Raw genomic sequence first — 17,661 nt, 5'->3', positions numbered from 1 at the left:
ACCGATGTAGGCCTTATTCCCATCATGCATCGGATAATTCCTAACGTTTGGATCGGTCGGTGGCACGGTAATCCAGACGCTTGCGCCCACAGGGTTTACCTGCGACCGCCCTCCGGGCCATTGCCAGATCGAACAGCTGCGCCCTTTTACTTAATTGCTCATTCAATCTTTATTCAACTCAGACACAAGATTGCCGAGTATTTTAGTCAACTATCAAACTGCTTATAGCCAACAGCAATAACCCAAATAACAAATACCGATATCACATAGCCACCTCACCATTAACCTGCTACTTATAATTGCCGCCAAATCATTGAATATCACTCACTCCAGGGTGAAGCCGACGTCTCACAAAAACCATCCAACCCACTGTAATCATTAAACATGACGTCAATAAAAACACCCACCCCAACGACTGTAACGCTGCGTCACAGCCGCTTATTCAAACGCTGCCAGCCCGCACGGCTTGCAAAAAAACCACAACCGTCTAAGTTCATGACTATCTCTGCAAACCTCATCAGCCGCGTATAAAACCAGCCCTGCTGGCGGGAGAGTCATTCCTCTAAAACACATAAAACGCTGCCTTTAATTACTGAAACGGAACTCTGTCATCACAATCAAGAGGGATGCTTGATGAAACGCAGCCGGTGGTATCGTGCGTTCTCGCCAAGAGGGCCAGCCGAACATTTTTGGCTGTCATTATTTTGCTTCTCAGGCCTGGTGGTCGCCAGTTTTCTGTTGTTCGAACAACAGATCCAGGACGTCCTGATTCATCTCAACCTGTACCTGCCTTCGACGCCTACCCAGACACTCAATCTCGCATTGCTACTGATCGCCCTGCTGACGCTGGACGTGGTGCTGCCGGTGCCTTCAAGCCTGGTAGCGCTGCTGGCCGTGGCCATGCTTGGCAGTCTCGGCGGTTACCTGGTGATTTTCATCGGCCTGTGCCTGGGGGCCGGATTGGGTTATGCGCTGGGGGCCGGTTATTTGCGCCTGCTGTCGGGCCGCCTCGGCCTGCATCAGCGTCAGCCGGGGCTGCTGGCGTATCGGCTGAGCACGCTGTCGTTGATCTGCCTGCGCGGCGTGCCGGTATTGGCAGAAACCTCGGTGGTGGCCGCCGGCATGCAACGTTATCCGCTGCGCGCCTTCGTACTGGTCACGACTCTGGCCAATGCCGGCCTGGCACTGGCCTATAGCGCCATCGGCACCTTCCTCGTCGAGGAGAATGCGCTGCTGGTGACCATCCTCGCCAGCATGGTGCTGCCCGGGTTGTTTATCGCCGGCAACATCCTGTTCAAGACCTTGCGCAGGCACGGCACGGAGCAACCGCTACACGGGCGTTTCGAGGTCAGCTACGACTACCCGGTGGTGTTTACCGATCACCTGTTCGATCCGCTGAATCCTTGCCTGCACCGTCAGCTCACCACCCAACAAAGAGGTCCGGTGACTGTGCTGGTGTTCGCCGATGAACAACTGTTGCAATGTGCCCCACACTTGTTGGAACAGATCACTACCTACTTTGCCGCCCATGCTACGGATCTGCATTTGCAGGCTGCGCCCATTGCGGTTCCGGCCGGTGAACTGAGCAAAGACTCACAGGTGTTGCAGCAGTTGTACACCGACATGCTGCACCATCAACTGGACCGGCATTGCTATGTCCTGGCCCTGGGAGGCGGGGCTTTGCTGGATTCGGTGGGCTACGCCTGCGCCACCTTCCACCGCGGCATTCGCCTGATCCGCGTTCCGAGCACGGTACTGGCCCAGAACGACGCGGGTATCGGTGTAAAAAACGGCATCAATGCGTTCGGCCAAAAGAACCTGCTGGGGGCCTTCTACCCCGCCACTGCGGTGATCAATGACTTCCAACTGCTGACCAGCCTGACCCGTAGAGACCAAATCGCCGGGTTGGCCGAGGCGGTCAAGGTGGCGTTGATCAAGGACCGGGCATTCTTTCAATGGATGGAGCAACAGGCCGACGCCCTCGCCCGTTTCGATCACCCGGCCAGCCGCTATGCCATTCGCCGCTGCGCCGAATTGCATCTGGCGCACATCACCGGTGCCGGCGACCCTTTCGAACGCGGTAACGGACGGCCACTGGATTACGGGCACTGGGCCGCGCACAAACTGGAAAATCTCAGTCATCACCGACTGCGCCATGGTGAAGCCGTAGCGGTGGGTATGGCCCTGGATGGCCTCTATGCCAATGCCCTGGGGCTGTTGAGTGATACGGACACTGAGCGAGTTCTGTGCCTGCTGCTGAAACTCGGCTTCAACCTGTGCCCGGCGGAACTGACCTTGAAAGATGCACAAGGGCGCTCGCAGGTGTTGCTCGGGCTGGAGGAGTTCCGCCAGCACTTGGGCGGGCAACTCTCCATCCCCATGCTCAGCCGGATCGGCGAGTCGGTAGACCTGCATGAAATCGATGACACGCGGATGGAGCAGGCGCTGCAGCGGCTGTCCACCCGCAGCGTTCCGGCACTCACCCTGAACGAGGGCTTCGCGCAATGAGCCAGACCCCTCAGAGCCTGAAAACCTGGATGACCCTGGGCCGAGTCTCCAACCTGCCCACGGTGTGGACCAACACCCTGGCCGCCGCCCTGCTGGCCAGCAGCGCCGGGGCCCTGGCGCCGCCGTCGTCGCTGGTGTGGATCCTGCTGTTGGCCACACTGTCGTTGCTGTACCTGGCCGGCATGTTGTTGAACGATCTGCTGGATGCCGATTGGGACCAACAACACGATAACCCGCGGCCTATCACCCTGGGCTTGGTCAGCCGACAACAAGTGCGCCTCGCCACTGTGCTGCTACTGATACTGGCCGCGGCCTCGGCGCTGGGCCTGAGCAGGTTGATCGATCAGCCGCATTGGCTGCTGGGCAGCGTCATCCTGCTGGTGGGCTGCATCCTCGGCTACAACCTGCTGCACAAGAAATACGCTCACAGCGTCTGGTTGATGGGCGCCTGCCGCTCGGCGCTCTACCTGACGGCGGCGGCCAGCCTGGCGGTACCTGCGGAGCCGATCTGGCTCTGCGCCATTTTACTGGGCGTCTACATCAGCGGCCTGACCTACCTGGCCCGCCAGGAACACCGTAACCAATTGCTCAACCGCCTCCCCTTGATCCTGATGCTGAGCCCGCTGGCCCTGGCGATCTATTCCAACAGCCTCTGGTTTTGGCCGGTGCTGCTGCTCTGGCTGGGTTGGCTGGGCTGGCACTACTGGCACAACCTGGCCAACCCGCGGCAACGGCAGGTCCGGGCCTTCATCGGTGCCGGCCTGGCAGCCCTGCCCTTATTCGATGCCCTGGTGATGGCCGTGGCCAATCAGCCCTTGGGCAGCCTGTTGTGTGTTCTGGTGTTTTTCCTGCTCCCACACTTTCAGCGCTGGATCAAACCCACATGAAAATGGACGTCACTGCGCCGCCATCGACGGCCCTCGAAATGCGCCACGATTGCCTTGCCGAACAACGCCAGGCCATGACCCAACAACTCGATAATGCCGAGCTGCAGTGGTGGCGACAGGCACAGGAGCGGCTTGCCCAGCACCCGGACGCCAATACCGCGGCGCTCTTGAGCAGCCAATGCAAGCGCAGCCTCAAAGAGCATGCACCGTTCAGCTGCGCCGGCTGGAGCAAGATCCAGCTGGCGCGGGCGCTGCTGCTGGCTCAGGTAGTGGAGAAACAGCCCAGCGCCGGGCAGCTGCCGTTGCTACGCCAGCTGTTTCTCTGGGGCGACGATCAGGAAAAGATCGCCACCTTGAAAGCCCTGGACTGGCTCGATAGCCACGGCCTCTGCGTTGCGCTGGCGTTGCAAGCCGGGCGTACCAGTAACAGCCAAGTGTTTGCCGCCCTCGCCCTCGACACTCCTTACCCGTCTCAACACTATCCAGAACAGGCTTTCCACCAACTGGTGCTGAAGACACTGGGCATGGGCCTCGATATACGACGCCTGATCGGCCTGACACCACGGCTCAGCGTCACGCTCAACCAACTGGCCCTCGACCTGCTGGGCGAACAGCTCGCGGCCGAACGAACGGTGTCCGCCGGGTTACCCCTGGTGATCGCCTTCAATCTGCTCAGCCCGGCGCAACAGCAGCGCCTGGTCAGCCTGGATCAGCAGCAACGCCTGCCGCCGGAATGGCGTGCGCACCTGCCCATACACACCAGCCCCTCACCGACCTGATGCTCAACGGCTCCCTTCCTTTGACGAGGATTCACCATGCTCAAATACTTCGACCCGCATATTCATATGGTCAGCCGCACCACCGATGACTACCAGAACATGGCCGCCGCCGGCATTACCGGAGTGATCGAACCAGCCTTCTGGCAGGGCCAGGCCAGGACCAGTGTCGGCAGCTTCGTCGACTACTTCGACACCCTGCTGGGCTGGGAACGCTTTCGCGCCAGCATGTTCGGCATCCATCACTTCTGCACCATCGGCCTCAACCCCAAGGAGGCCAATGATTTGTCAGTGGCCAATGAGGTGCTGGAAATTCTGCCGCGCTATCTGGTGAAAGACGGCGTCGTGGCGATCGGCGAAATCGGCTATGACGACATCACGCCCGAGGAGGATCGCTTTCTCGCCGCTCAGCTGGAGCTGGCCAGGCAATTCAATTTGCCGGTGCTGGTACACACTCCGCACCGCGACAAAATCGGCGGCACCAAACGCACTCTGGCGGTGATTCGTGAAGTGGGGGTTGCCGAACATCTGGTGATCATCGACCACCTCAACGAACTGACGCTACCGTTGGTGTTGGACAGCGACTGCTGGCGTGGCCACTCCATCTACCCCAATACCAAAATGTCGGAACAGCGCATGGTGGCTCTGCTCCAGCAGTACGGCACCGAAAAGATGGTGGTCAACAGCGCCGCCGACTGGGGCATCAGCGACCCGCTCAAGGTGCCGAAAACCGGCCAGGCGATGCTGGCAGCCGGCTTCAGTGAAGTGCAGGTCGAACAAGTGCTCTTCCACAACCCCGTGGATTTCTTTGCCCAGAGCGGGCAATTGGACAAGACGCAGGTCAGCACTCCGCTGCCCATCGATCAACGTCGACAATGGCAGGAGAACTCCGCCCTGCGCGGCCAGGAACCGGTGGTCAAATGAGCCAGGTCAGGGAATGGACGCCCAGCCAGATCGGCTATTGCAGCAACGTGCACCCTACCCCGGAGTTGGCCGGTTTGTGCGCCTCGATCGAGGCGCATTTCCAGGGTGTGCGCCAGTTGCGTGGGCTCAGCGAACAGGACAGCGGATTGTGGATCAGCGCCAAGGCGGCAGCGCAATTACAGCAGCCAACGGCACGCCAGGCGTTTCTCGAGTGCTTGCAACGCAGTGGCTTGCGCCTGACCTCGCTCAACGGTTTCCCCTACGGCCAGTTCCATGGGGGCGCCGTCAAAGCCGAGGTCTATCGCCCTCACTGGGCCGATCCGCAGCGTCTTGAATACAGCCTGCAACTGGCGCAACTGCTGGCGGACGCACTGCCGCCGGACTGTGCCCAGGCGGTGATTTCCAGCGTACCGCTGGGCTACGCCGCGCATTGGAGTACGGCGCTGCAGCACGGCGCTGAGCGACAGTTGCGTCAACTGACCCGGTCCCTGGCCAGGCTGCACGAGGAAACCGGCAAGAAGATCGTGCTCTGCCTGGAAATGGAGCCGGACTGCGTGCTGGAAAATACCGACCAGGCCATCGCCTTTTTCCAGCACTGGCAAGCCACCGACCCGCACCATGAACATCTGGCGCTGTGCTTCGATGTCTGCCACCAGGCCGTGATGTTCGAAGACTGCTATCAGTCGCTGGACAGACTGCGCCAGGCGCGGGTACCCGTCGGCAAGATCCAATTGTCCAACGCCTTGATTTGTCGCCTCCCCCCTCAAGACGACAACCGACGCGGACACGTCCTCAAGACCTTGAGCAACTTTGCCGAAACCACCTACCTGCATCAAGTAAAAGCCCGCGATGCGCAGGACCGGCTGCGGGCCTGGGCAGACCTTCCCGCCGCCCTCGCCGAGTGCGCAAGGAGCCAAGGGCAGTACCTCGAGCTGAGGATTCACTTCCACATTCCGCTGTTCAGCGAACATTTGCTGCTGCCCGAACTCAGCGGCAGTCAGATCGCCCTGGCGCAGACCTTCGACTTTCTGGCGGAGCATGGGGATTTTCGTCCCGTGCTGGAAGTGGAGACCTACAGTTGGGGCGTCTTGCCCGCCCAACTGCGGCCCACTTCCGAGCACGCCCAACTCCAGGGAATCGCTGCGGAACTGCGTTGGGTCGAAGAGCAACTGCGGCAGCGGCAATTGCTACACCCCCAAGCACGGGAGACGTACGCCGATGCCCTCTGATCACTCACGCCAACCGCTGTTTCTGATCAACGTGGTAGGGCTCACGCCGACGCTGCTGGGTGCGGCGACGCCCCACATCAATGCCCTGTTGAAAACGGCAAAAATGGCCAGCCTGCAACCGGTGTTCCCGGCCGTCACCTCTACGGTGCAGGCCTCGATCCTCACCGGCCTGCCGCCGTCGGAGCACGGTATCGTGGGCAATGGCTGGTATTTTCGCGATCAGGCCGAAGTGCGTTTCTGGCTGCAACCCAACGCACTGATCCAGGGTGAAAAAGTCTGGCAGACGCTCAAGCGCCAGCTCCCCGGCTTTCGCTGCAGCCAGTTGTTCTGGTGGTACAACATGTATGCGGACGTGGATGCCGCCATCACTCCTCGCCCTCACTATCCAGCCGATGGCCGCAAAATGTTCGGCCTGTATTCAGCACCGGCATCGTTGCACGAGCGTATCGAACAGCAGATTGGCACCTTTCCTTTTCCTAGTTTCTGGGGGCCGGCAGCGGGTATCGCGTCGAGCCGCTGGATCGTCGATTGCGCCATCGCCGAGTTCCAGCTCGATCGACCCGACCTGCAGTTGATCTACCTGCCCCATCTCGACTACAGCCTGCAACGCCTGGGCCCCGATCATCCGTCGATTGCCGACGAGGTGCGGGCTATCGACAGTGAGGTGGGGCGTCTGCTGGCCTTTGCCGAGGAACAAGGCGCGGCGGTGATGCTGCTGTCCGAATACGGTATCGAGCCGGTGCAGCAATCGATCTCCCTCAATCGCCTGTTGCGCTCCGAAGGGCTGCTGCAGGTGCGCCAGTCACTGTCCTGGGAACTGCTCGACTGCGGTGCCAGCGCGGCCTTTGCCGTTGCCGATCATCAGATCGCGCACATCTACGTGAAGCAGGCGCAAGACATACCCCGCGTCAAGGCGTTGCTGCAGCGTCAACCCGGCATCGAGCAGGTGCTGGATAAAGCCGAACAGCGGGCCTGGCAGCTGGATCATTCGCGCAGCGGCGAGCTGGTGACCGTGGCAGCAGCGGGTCACTGGTTCGATTACTACTACTGGTTTGACGATCGCAAAGCCCCCGACTTTGCCCGCACCGTGGACATCCATCGCAAGCCCGGCTACGACCCGCTGGAGCTGTTCATCGATCCGGCCATTCGTTTCCCCAAATTGAAAGTGGCGCGCCGCCTGCTGCAGAAAAAGCTCGGCTTTCGCTACTACATGGACCTGATCCCGCTGGACACCGGACTGGTCCGTGGCAGTCATGGCCGCCTGCCTGCGAGTCAGCAGAGCGGCCCGCTACTCATCACCAATTGTGATCTGCCGTTGCCACAGCTTCTTGCGGCCACGGCGGTGAAACAACTGCTCCTGGAGCATTTCCTCGGGCACCCACACAGCGACCAGGCCAATGCCAAGGAGCTTCCATGCGGCGAGCCATCTCTATAACCGTTCTCAGTGCACTGGCCGGATTGGCTCAGGCTGATAACACCAACACCTTCGACTGCAACAATTTCCTGCAGTTTGGCGGAAACATCGACAAGACCCGGACCGAATTTACCCAGAGTCCCGAAACCCTGAGCTGGAACTGGTTCGCCTGCCTGAACCAGCCTGCCGCCGCGACAAGCCCCGATCGGGTTTGGGAAACCCTGAAACCCTCGGACCAGGTTTACCTGAGCAACGGCGGCGCCCCCCTGCCCTACGGCCAGAGCGCCCCGCTTCCAGCCGACGTGCTCAAAGCAGCCAAAGCCCAGGGCATGGACGTCACTCGCACGTTCCACAACCTGAACGCCACGCAACAGGTGGACGGTCTGATCCTGGAGATGGGTGGTGCAGTGCCGGATGCACAAAAAGGCCAGCCGGTGCGGTTCCAATTGTTGATGGGCCAAGACACGTTCAATTACATCGTGCAGAAGAAGGTCTACAACATGAACGGCCAGGCCGCCCTGACCAGCGACCTGGCATTTCCCTCCAGCGCCTGGGAGTTGAAAGCCGCCTGGCTGTGGATCGGCGACAACCCGAAATACCAGCAGCAATTGGCAAGTGATGGCTACTACATCGCCCAGGCCTACTACCAGCAGGGCACTCAATACCAGGTCGGCTATGCCGCGCTGAGCGGTTTGCACGTCATCAACAAGCTGAACCCCGACTGGGTCTGGACCACCTTCGAAAATCGTAACAACCACAAGTACACCGTGACCAATGCGATCCCGCCCACCCCGATGACCAACAGCACCGGACCGACACCCGCTGCGCAACCGGTCAATACCGACTTCCAGGCCAAATACCCGGCGCTGGCGCAGTACGAACTCATCGGCACCCAATCCAAGACAACGCCGACCCTGCTCGCCAACTCCCAGCTGGAGTCAGCCTTTCAGAGCCAGTCCTCCTGTTTCGCCTGCCACGGTACGGCCGCGTATTCAAAAAAGAACGGCTATTTCAATTTCGCACTGAAAGAACAGGGCGGCATTGTTTACCCCACTGCCCCGCTGCCGGCATCCGATTTTACCGGTTACAACAAACTGGACTTTGTCTGGTCGCTGAAGCGCGCCCAGTGGCAACGCTAAGGAGCATGACATGAGCGTATTGAATTTCCCTCGCATCTACCTCAACGGCCATATGTTCTGGAACCCGCCCACGGGCAACAACAACGATATGTACCCGCTCTACGATGCGGTAAAAATGCAGATGAACTGGCGGTTTCTCAAGTATTACAACATCACGCCAGAGAACGCCGCCAGCACGCTGATGCCCTGGGCTATCGCCCCTCGGGTGTTACACGAGGCGCCTGACTATGTGACGCAGGTGCCAGGCAACGTCGCACAGAATCCGCCGATAATGATCCCCGGGGAATGGAACCTGTTCGGTGACAACGCCTGTGGCACCGTCAACTACAACCAGACCAAGTCGGTCATCATCGGCGGCGAACTTCCGAACGGTGGGTACGTTGATCAGGATGCGCTGATCAACCAGAGCTTCAACCTGCTCGGCAATCCCTTTGGCAGCAACAGCCCCACCCCGGCGCGCTTTGTCGATGTCAGCCCCTGGCAGAACACGTTCACCGCGTTGTACTTCGACAAACTGGTGCTGGGCAACGATCAATGCGGCCTGACGCTCAAGCGTCAACACCGGATGCTCGATCGTTTCCTGAACTTCAACTGGGCCAACCTCGGTGGCCTGATCTATGTGACGACCACTTGGCAAACCTGCTTCCCGAAAGAAAACCTGACATGGGCGATCAGCAATTCGGCCCTGCTGAACAACCTCCAGGAACAGATGGAGGAACAAAAAGCCAAGGGTCTGATGTTCCGCTTCTCCACTTACCTGACCTGCTACGACAGAAACGGTGTGTTCAACGACTACCCCTACGTCAACACCCGCTCCACCACCCCGTCGGCCCTGGCCACTGTGCAAGAGATGTATCAGAAAGGCCTGGACAACGTCGCCAGCATCTTCTTCAACCCCGCTTACAGTCGTACCGTAGGCACCCTGGGCCTATGGTTTGAAGACGAGTTCCCCACCGCACCGGCAGGCAGGCGTCTGGTCCCCAGCGAGAAGGTGACACTACAAAAACCGGGTGCCCCAGACACCAGCATGACATTGGGTGTCCTCTCGGCACAGGCCCATGGCGAGACCTTATCGCTGGACCTCACCAACACCTTTCCGTGCTATCCGCTCGACAAGGACGCCCCCATCCCGGTCGCAGAAAAATATGACGCAGGCAACTACCAGCTGGGGATACGCCAGGACGGGCAGTTCAGTCCGCTGGCCAGTTTTGGTTTTGAAGACTATCAACAGGCGGCTTTCGACAAGCGCTCCGGCATCCTTGACCTGCCACTCAGCGCCGACGCGCAGAAAAAACTGCAAAGCGGATCCTTGGAGCTGCAATGGGTGGGAACACCCGCCGTGCCAGCCGCGACCCAGCAGATGTGGACCGCCGAAGTGGTCGAGAGCGCAAGCTTCATCGACGTCGGCGAGAGCAAGACGCTGCAGATCATGGTGCAATACGACGGTCTGCCCGCACCGGCCGACACCGTGCTCTGGGTCGCGGAGTATGGCAACGCCTACATGATGTGCACGACCGATTACTACCTGGCGTTCAGCAACCCGGCCGACTTTACGTTGTTCAAAGACCATCCGCTCAATCGCAGCCAAAACACCGCCGAGCTGCCGCAATTCAGCGATGCGCCTGCGATCCCCCACCAAGTGACCGAGGGCACCGGGCGTCGGCTCACAGCGACTCGGGATGCAGAGCCCTCTGATGACGAGGTACCCGTGAGCTATCTGCAATACCTGCCCACACCCGGCTCGGTTGCCCTGAGCCCCTGCCTGGCGTTCGACAACCCTGTCCTGATGGAAGGCAATCTGCAGAATCCCCAGCGCAGCACCGTACAGTACTGCCTGACACAGATTCAGACCGACGCCAATGGCATCGCTCGACTGACCGTCAAGGCACAGGCTCCGGGCTTCCCGACCTTGCGATTCTTCGTGCAGGAAGATGAGCAGCTACCCGTCGTCCCCTTCAGTTTCAAGCTCGCGACAGCCTATACCGACTTCCTCGCGCCGCTGCGCGTCCTGCCGCTGGAGCCGCATATGCAGCAGGATTTTGTCGATGAGTGGAACCGCATTTATGAGAGCCCAGAGGCCAGCGTGCTGATCTGGGAGACCTTTATCTACCCACGGATCCTGCAGCCGTTTTATTACCTGTACCCGATCATGAGCAAATACATGCCACTCAATTCGCTGACGCGCATAGAGGGCGCCGTCGACCAACTCATCGTGCTGATCAGCAAGGAGTATCAGGAAGAAAGCACCCTGGCGATGCCCATTACCCGGGATATGCCACAAAGCCGGCGCGCGGTACTGGAGCTCTGGGCGCAGGCCCTGGTGAAACGCAATTACCCCCCCATCCCGCTCAGCATGAGCGACTACCAGCAGGACTAAAACAACACCGCTTCAAGCAGGACCACCGGGTGACGAGCCTGTCACCCGGCACTTCACAGGAGTGCCCTATGAAAGCCAGCATCTTGAGCCGACTGCTACTGCTGATCCTGCTGCTCAGCCCAGCCCTTTTCGCCGAGGAGGACAGCGGCGCCGTCTACTTCACCATGGGCGTGCACAACACCCAGGGCTGCAATGAGCAGAACGGCAACTGCATTGCCAAACGCACACCGGGCGAGCCTTCCGATCCGTTCTTTCCGGCGTTCTGGATCAGCAACTGGACCATGTACCGGGTGATGCACAACTACGAAAAAAACCCGCCGCCCTACAGCAATCCACCCGCGACCCTCACGCCGGCGGACTACACCGTCTCCCGAGGGACCAGCTACTACGACACCACCTATATTCCACCGGATGGTGACGGCTTCGGCGCCATGATGGAGCACTACGAGAAGTACTGCCTGCCGATCTTCCCGATCAAGAACAACAACTACAGCTGCTCCTTCGTGTCCCTTGGCAACAAGGCGTACTTCCTGACGTATCCGCAAGACCGTCCAAAGGACATGCCGGCCTGCTGCATGTTTTCACCGATGAATCATCCACCACGGCAAGATTTCATCGAGCATCTGCCCTACAGCCCCGAACGCAGTAAAAACCTCGATGCCAGTGTGCAGGCCTATGCACTGGACCTCGAGTCACCGCAAGGTCCGATCCTGTTCGGCTATGCCTTTTACAAAAAGCCGTCGGGACAACCGCCCTACCGACACCCCCAATCGTTCTTTTTCTCCGGTGACACCAGCGTTGCCAATGCGCCCATCGTCAGCCAGAACTACACCGACTTCCGTATCGAAAAACCGAACCCGGCCCAAACCTGGGCACAGGTAGCCGCCATGTGCCCAACGAATCCGCCGCCCTGCCAATTGTTCGAACCACCGACGTCACAGAGCAACGGCCAAAAGGCGCAGTGGAACAAACTCATGCAGCGCAAACCCTGAACAATGACGAAGGATCGCCATGAAAACCACGCTCTGTCTCTCCGTGATGTTACTGGGCCTGGCCAGTCTGCCGGTACTGGCCCGGGAACAGGCCATGCCGTCGACGCAGGCTACCCACCTGAATTGTCAGCCTCCCGGCAGCGCGCCGGCCGCCACGGCCAGCCAGGACCTATTCGATCAATACAGCTGGCAGATGTTCATTGCCTTGAACTGGCCCGCACAGGACGGGCAACGAGGTAATCCGGACTGCGGCAAACAGCCTGGGGATCCCGGCTATACCGTCTGGCAGACCTATAAGACCGTAGAGGAAATCTTTCTGCCGAAAGGGGCCGACCCAGGCCCCTGGAATACGCCGCAGGCTGCCAAAAGCCTGGGTATCATCAACATCGCCGCGTTGAAGAACAGCACCCAGGTGAATGCCGTCGACCAAGCCGTCGGCGGCTGGCTGATCGACCAGGCCGGTAACCCGACCTACTACGACATTTCGGCCAACGAGATCTCCTACAACTACATCGTCGCCAACCGTTTCTATAACGCTGATGTCGTGTCCAAAGCCAACAACATCAACTTCCCTTATGGGGTCATCGAGGTCAAATCGAGCTGGCGCATCCTCACGGCCACTGACAACGCCAGCCACTACCTGACCCTGCTCGCGCGCGTGGCCAAGTTCGACGACCAGGGCCAGCGCATCGGTGTCAGCGAGGCGTACCTGGGCCTGGTGGGCCTGCACATCATCACCAAGGCGAAGGGTTATCCGCAGTGGATCTGGTCAACGTTCGAACAGGTCGACAACGTTCCGCCAAAGGTGCCGGTGAACGGTCAGCCGACATCCGACACAGCCTATTCCTACTTCAACCCCAGCGCCCCTGCCGCCGCCCTCAACCAGTCGCCCTGCGACTGGCAGACCCAGGATGCACATCTTGTTTGCGTCCCCAAACCCGGCACCACGTTCCAGACCCCCAACCCGCTGAGCCGGGTCACCCCGATTGCCGAGATCACCAACGGCGTCAACAGCCAATACCGTAGCGATCCGGGCCTGCAAGCAAGCGTGTTGAAGTACTACCAGCTCATCACCACACAACGCCCGCTGATACCCGACAACCCCGGCAATCCACTGGGCCAGCCAACACCGGCGCTCTCGGCCAACGTGACCATGGAAAGCTATATCCAGCCCAACAGCAGTTGCATGAATTGCCACTCGATGGCGACACCGGTCAAGAGCCCCTACAAGTCTGACTTCTCCTACCTGTTCAAATTCGCCAATGCACCTGTCGGCAAGACCACCAAGGACGAGAAATAGATCATGAGCATTCTCAATGGACCACGACTGAACTTCTGGGGTGGCATCCGCACGGACGTCAGCTTGCCGAACAACTCACCCACCATCCCTTACGACGGCAATCCAGACTGGCCAATCTTCGACCTGACCACCTCGACCCTGGCGCCGGGCGCCCAGTCTTACAGCGACAATCAGTTGAACAACATGATCAACGCCCCAACCGGTGAAAAATACACCGCCGGCGGCTGGAATCACTACGGGCAGCATGTCGTCGACATGCAGAGCGCCTTGATCAGCTCCCAGGGCAATCCGGGCAGCATCAGTACCACCGGCGATCAAGTGGGCCAGCCGGTCTACCTGCTGGGTTCCGTGGACCCGGTCACCGGACAGGGGCCCTTTTCCGGCCCGATGATGGTGGACCTGGACCCCAGCGCCATCAACACCACCCAGATATTCGTCGGTGGTCTGCAAATTGGCGGCAACGACAACATCCAACTGCTGATCCGTGCCGACACGGTCTGTAGCAGCCTGGATGTCAAAAAGCGCGTGCTCGAGCCACCAGAGATGGATGCACCGGGCTCATTCCGTTTAAGTGGCACCTTTCAACTGACCTTTCCCCTGAGCAGCATCGTCAGCTGGAATCGGAACAGCCATGGCCTGCAGTCGATCATCCAGGCGCCGGGGGCAACGGGGATCGTCCTGCGCTTTGTCATGTTCGAAATGTGTCCCACGATGACCACCGACCAACTGAACGCCGATTATGCCGCAGGCAGAGACACCCCCAATCCGAGCATCGGCCGGGTCATCGGCACACTGGCACCGGCCTTCGCGGATGAACCGTTGAACTGCCTGCCGGGCCGGCAGTTGGTCAACCAAAGCACGAACAGCACCGGTTATGCCAACCTGGGCGACAGCGGCATCCTGAGCATCGACATGGTGAACGTCATCCCGAAACAAACCTTCCGGGCCGTCAGGGACGACATCACCAGTCCCATCGGGCCCAACGCGAATTACGGCCCCGTCACCATTGCTGCGGGCACGACCACCCTGACCACCCTCGACCCGACCAGCAGCCCATTGTTCAACTACTACGTGTATGGCGGCATCGTCGACCTGTCACTCAATGCCAGCCAGCAGCAAGCGGTGCAGACCGCCCCCCTGGCCATTAGCGCGCCCAACAGGGTCGCCGGCACCAAGCTGCTGGCAACCGAATCGACCTATCGGGTCTATGCCGATCAGCGCAACGTTTATCTGGAGGACTACCCTGATGGCCTGTCGATCACCCTGCAGGTCAGGTACCTGGGCGGCCCGGTCCCCAGTGCCACCGAAATCGACCTGCAGGCAAGCGCTCCCGGGGTATACGACCAACCGCAAAACTGGGACTTCCTCGAGTTCCCAGCCGCGTTGACCGTCAGCACCGGCCAGCTCGCCATCAGCTTCCCGGTCACCCTCAAACCCGGCAGTGCCACCCAGGCGGGTTTTGTCGCCCTGGCCTACACCGTCAACGGCCTTGCAAGCGGCAGCTATTTCACCAGTTTTCGCAAATACGCACAGACCGACTTCGGCATCCCCGCAGGGACCACCATCACCTGGCCGCTGATGTATCCGAACGTCCTGCGCTTTCACTATCTGGCCTTCCCCGCCATGTCTCGTTACATCCCATTGAATCAGCCTGACGCAATCATGGCCGCGAAGAATCCCATCCTCGCCCGAACCTCGGATGCCTACAAAGGCACCACGTTGTTCATGCCCGTCGTGCGTTCAATGTCTCCCTGCCAGCGGGCGCTGCTCAGGGCCTATCTCACGGGTGAACCGTGGCAACCGCCGCAGTAGCCGTCCCCCCTTTTGTCCATGGAGAGAGACCCTATGCCCATTCCCATGCATATCCCGGCACGCCCTAGCGAAACCCTGCGCCCGAGCACCATCATCGCCGAAGGCCTGTTGAACCCTCGCGGGCTTTGTGTGCAAGCCGATGGCAGCGTCCTGCTGGCCGAAGCCGGTTCGGGCCTGCCGGACCAGCCCTTCAGCGGCCGTATCAGTCGACTGCGAGCGGACCCGCACAACCCGGGAGCCTACCTGCCCCGTGAAACATTGGCGCAAGGATTTCGCGCCATGAATATGCAGGCCCGCATGCTGCGTGATGAAATCATGGGGCTGTCGGACATCGCCTGCGGTGGCGGGCGCTGCCTGGTCAGCCAGACCGATTATGTCGAGGGCTCCAAACTGCTGGACCTGCAATTCAACCCGCCCGAGCCGGTGTTTCACAGCCGTGGCAATCTCAATGCGCTGTGTTATCACCCGACCCGCCGCAGTTGGCTGGCGGTCAAGCCCGATACGAATCAATTGGTGGAGTTCAGCACCGGCCAGGACGAACGCGTGCTGGCCCAATTACCGGAACTGGATCAGGGCCAGGAAGCCGTTCCCGTGACCCTGGTGTACGAGCCGGCGACAGACGCCGTGCTGATCAGCCTGTTCTCTGGAGAGCTACATCGCGACCCGGCCCGCAAAGGCATCGACTTTGCCGACAAGGCTGGCCTGGTGATTCGGGTCTGGCCGGCCAACGGGCAAATCGAGATCCTGATCCGCGGCCTGCAACTGCCCACCGGGCTGGCGCTGTGTCCGAAGGGGAACGTGCTGGTCCTGGAGCTCTGCGACCGCTTGCAGCAACCTTTACCGCCAGACTGGAATGGCGAACCCCTGCATGGCGGCTTTACCCGATTCACGGGTCGACTGCTGAGCTGCAACCTGCAAACAGCGGAAGTCACCGTACTCGCTCGCGGCCTGGATACCCCTTCCAACCTGTGCCTGTTGCAGGAGGCGGTACTGGTGAGCGAAGGCATGGGATTATCGGGCCGGCCGCTGCCCACGGCAGACAACAACGTCGTACCGTTGAGCGGCAGGCTCCGTCGGGTACAACTCTGAGAAAACCGCCATAGCAAGGCTGGTACTGATGCGCTGACTGGACACGGGTTATACCTGTGTCCGGCAGCTCGGTCGATTCAAAGGGACCAGTAGATCCCCCTCGGTAACAACTCCAGCCCTCTGTCCGCAAAAAACCATCCTCCTTGCTCCAAAACGTAGCGCTCGGTAACGAATCGCACCGACTTGGTGTGCGCCCGAACAATAAAACACACTCGCCCATCTAAAAAATCATCAAAAAGCCAAAAACAACGAAAATGGCATGATAAATGATTAACTACAAATACATGATTGTTGAACAATCATCACCCTCCCTGTATTGAGCAACCGAGGATACGAACATGCAAAAAGGTCTGACGGGCAAGAAAACCGTGCGCAACCTTGGATTAGTGATCACCCTGGCTTGTGTGGCGCCGCTAGTGTCCGCTGCCGAGATCAAGGGCACCCTCAAACAGGGAGAGTTATCGATAGGCTCCGACCTGACGTACCCGCCTTACACCTACCTGGAACAAAAACAGCCCGCAGGCTTCGACCCCGAGTTCATGCAGTTGATGGGCAAACAACTGGGGCTGGAGCCACGCTTTCTCGACACGCGTTTCGCCAACCTGATATTGGGCGTCAACGCCCAGCGCTTCGACGTCGTGGCCTCGGCGCTATATGTCACCCCCGAGCGCGCCAAGCAGGTGGATTTCCTCAGCTACCTGAAGACCGGTTCCTCGCTGATGGTACTCAGCGGTGGCGACTTCAAACCCCAACGCCCGGAAGATCTGTGCGGCAAGCGCGTCGGCTCGATCAAAGGCGCGTCCTGGGTGCCAAAGCTCAACAAGGTCTCTGCTGAATACTGCATCGCCTCGGGCAAACCGGCGATCCAGTCCCGTGAGTTCCCGACTTCCCCGGAAGCAGCCCAAGCCCTGCTGGCCCAGGCGGTCGACGTGCAGATGGAAGACGCCGCGGTCGCCAAGATCACCGTAGAAAAACTGCAAGGCAAAACCGTGATCAGCTCCAACGAGCTGATCTATCCGGTGGTGGTCGGCCTGGCCGTGCGCAAAGACAACCCGGCGCTGCTCAAGGAACTGACCGGCGCCCTGAGTCAGATCAAACAGAACGGCAGCTACGGCAAACTGCTCGCTCGCTACAACCTGGCAGAACCGAGTGCCGATGAGATCAGTGCGGCCCTTGGCAACTGAGACACCGCGCAGGCCCTGGGCCGAACGCAC

13 protein-coding genes are annotated in these 17,661 nt (G+C 59.9%); all 13 read left to right on the top strand.

Translation table 11 applies throughout. The features are described from left to right. Positions 1-633 precede the first annotated feature (633 nt). The 13 genes from HX866_RS05870 to HX866_RS05810 all read left to right on the top strand — a co-directional run bounded on the left by HX866_RS05870 (position 634) and on the right by HX866_RS05810 (position 17,631). Positions 634-2,508, top strand: coding sequence for a 3-dehydroquinate synthase (locus HX866_RS05870; RefSeq protein WP_177138483.1), 1,875 nt, complete (start codon positions 634-636; stop codon positions 2,506-2,508). Next, on the top strand, positions 2,505-3,395 hold the full coding sequence (locus HX866_RS05865; RefSeq protein ID WP_177102456.1) for a UbiA family prenyltransferase: 891 nt from the start codon (positions 2,505-2,507) through the stop codon (positions 3,393-3,395). The genes HX866_RS05870 and HX866_RS05865 overlap by 4 nt, the downstream gene beginning before the upstream one ends. Further along, positions 3,392-4,174: an EboA domain-containing protein gene (locus tag HX866_RS05860; RefSeq protein ID WP_177138481.1), complete on the top strand. Its 783-nt coding sequence runs from the start codon at positions 3,392-3,394 to the stop codon at positions 4,172-4,174. Before HX866_RS05865 ends, HX866_RS05860 begins: the two co-directional genes overlap by 4 nt. Before the next feature lie 36 nt (positions 4,175-4,210). Further along, a complete protein-coding gene (locus tag HX866_RS05855; protein ID WP_177091846.1) occupies positions 4,211-5,095 on the top strand; it encodes a TatD family hydrolase in 885 nt (294 codons plus the stop codon). Beyond that, on the top strand, positions 5,092-6,324 hold the full coding sequence (gene eboE / locus HX866_RS05850) for a metabolite traffic protein EboE (protein ID WP_177102458.1): 1,233 nt from the start codon (positions 5,092-5,094) through the stop codon (positions 6,322-6,324). The genes HX866_RS05855 and eboE overlap by 4 nt, the downstream gene beginning before the upstream one ends. Next, entirely contained in the window at positions 6,314-7,759 is a 1,446-nt protein-coding gene (locus tag HX866_RS05845) for an alkaline phosphatase family protein (protein WP_177138479.1), read from the top strand. The genes eboE and HX866_RS05845 overlap by 11 nt, the downstream gene beginning before the upstream one ends. Beyond that, on the top strand, positions 7,738-8,877 hold the full coding sequence (locus HX866_RS05840) for a hypothetical protein (protein ID WP_177091843.1): 1,140 nt from the start codon (positions 7,738-7,740) through the stop codon (positions 8,875-8,877). The genes HX866_RS05845 and HX866_RS05840 overlap by 22 nt, the downstream gene beginning before the upstream one ends. Before the next feature lie 10 nt (positions 8,878-8,887). Continuing rightward, a complete protein-coding gene (locus HX866_RS05835) occupies positions 8,888-11,254 on the top strand; it encodes a hypothetical protein (RefSeq protein WP_177138477.1) in 2,367 nt (788 codons plus the stop codon). A 68-nt stretch (positions 11,255-11,322) separates the two neighbouring features. Continuing rightward, the gene (locus HX866_RS05830; RefSeq protein WP_177091841.1) at positions 11,323-12,246 is read left to right on the top strand and encodes a hypothetical protein; all 924 of its coding nucleotides are present in this window, start codon (positions 11,323-11,325) and stop codon (positions 12,244-12,246) included. Positions 12,247-12,265: 19 nt separating this feature from the next. Continuing rightward, positions 12,266-13,546: a hypothetical protein gene (locus HX866_RS05825; protein ID WP_177138474.1), complete on the top strand. Its 1,281-nt coding sequence runs from the start codon at positions 12,266-12,268 to the stop codon at positions 13,544-13,546. 3 nt (positions 13,547-13,549) lie between these two features. Continuing rightward, positions 13,550-15,358 (top strand): hypothetical protein, encoded by a 1,809-nt coding sequence (locus HX866_RS05820; protein ID WP_177138472.1) that lies wholly within the window; start codon positions 13,550-13,552, stop codon positions 15,356-15,358. A 33-nt stretch (positions 15,359-15,391) separates the two neighbouring features. Beyond that, positions 15,392-16,447 carry a hypothetical protein gene (locus tag HX866_RS05815; RefSeq protein WP_177138470.1) on the top strand — a complete coding sequence of 352 codons (1,056 nt, stop codon included), beginning with the start codon at positions 15,392-15,394 and terminating at the stop codon, positions 16,445-16,447. A gap of 338 nt (positions 16,448-16,785) precedes the next feature. Beyond that, complete coding sequence (locus HX866_RS05810; protein ID WP_177102466.1) at positions 16,786-17,631, top strand: ABC transporter substrate-binding protein; 846 nt, start codon at positions 16,786-16,788, stop codon at positions 17,629-17,631. Positions 17,632-17,661 lie beyond the last annotated feature (30 nt).

It is taken from the genome of Pseudomonas gingeri (genome assembly GCF_013386165.1).
In the GTDB taxonomy this organism is placed as follows: Bacteria; Pseudomonadota; Gammaproteobacteria; order Pseudomonadales; family Pseudomonadaceae; genus Aquipseudomonas; species Aquipseudomonas gingeri_C.
This window is presented reverse-complemented; position numbering and strand designations above follow the sequence as displayed.